Annotated in this window: 1 protein-coding gene; it reads left to right on the forward strand. The window is 31.1% G+C overall.

The features are described 5' to 3' along the window. A partial coding sequence (locus ACSG5Z_RS31565; protein ID WP_503827194.1) for a DNA polymerase III delta subunit-related protein occupies positions 1–289 on the forward strand: 289 nt, incomplete at both ends.

The following is a 289-nucleotide window of genomic DNA, read 5'->3' on the forward strand; positions in this document are numbered from 1 at the left end:
GATTATCTATTAAGAAGCAGCAAATTCATGATTTACAAGAAGAGTTTTCAAAACCAGGATTTGAAGCAAATAAAAAAGTTTATATTATTGAGCACGCAGATCGTATGACAGCAAATGCAGCGAATTCACTTTTAAAATTTTTAGAAGAACCAAGTAGTGATACAACAGCTATTTTACTTACTGAACAAAGTCATCAAATGTTAAATACGATTTTATCTCGCTGTCAAGTTGTTACATTTAGACCGTTACCTACGGAATCTTTAATTAGAAGATTACAGGATGAAGGTAT

This window comes from Bacillus pretiosus, from assembly GCF_051294775.1.
In the GTDB taxonomy this organism is placed as follows: Bacteria; Bacillota; Bacilli; order Bacillales; family Bacillaceae_G; genus Bacillus_A; species Bacillus_A wiedmannii.